The sequence below is a fragment of the Idiomarina sp. Sol25 genome (genome assembly GCF_033052775.1).
Lineage (GTDB): Bacteria > Pseudomonadota > Gammaproteobacteria > Enterobacterales > Alteromonadaceae > Idiomarina.
This window is the reverse complement of record NZ_JAUPEW010000126.1, coordinates 1-270: the sequence shown is the minus strand read 5'-3', so window position 1 is coordinate 270 and position 270 is coordinate 1. Positions and strand designations below refer to the sequence as shown.

The window sequence follows — 270 nt, the reverse complement described above, 5'->3', positions numbered from 1 at the left end:
CGCAAATCGTCACCGTCTAAGGCGATCATCGCCCCGGCCATCTATCGCCGGGGTGTTTCTATTGGAGGCTGCATGCCGTTTGAAGTGATCACGCCACCGCCACCGCTATTTTCAGCTGAGGATATCGGCACGCTTAAATCCCATCTGGAAATTACTGCAGACGATCAGGAATGGGAGGCTCTTGTTCTTGGCTACGCGAAAGCAGCTCAGAGCAAGGCAGAGAGCTATATTCGGCAGCTTCTTTTGACACAGACCGTGCGTGTCTACGCA

1 protein-coding gene is annotated in these 270 nt (G+C 53.7%); it reads left to right on the top strand.

Annotated elements, in window-relative coordinates; genetic code table 11:
* Window positions 1–72 precede the first annotated feature (72 nt).
* A partial coding sequence (locus tag Q5L94_RS13730) for a hypothetical protein (protein WP_317498913.1) occupies window positions 73–270 on the top strand: 198 nt, incomplete at its 3' end.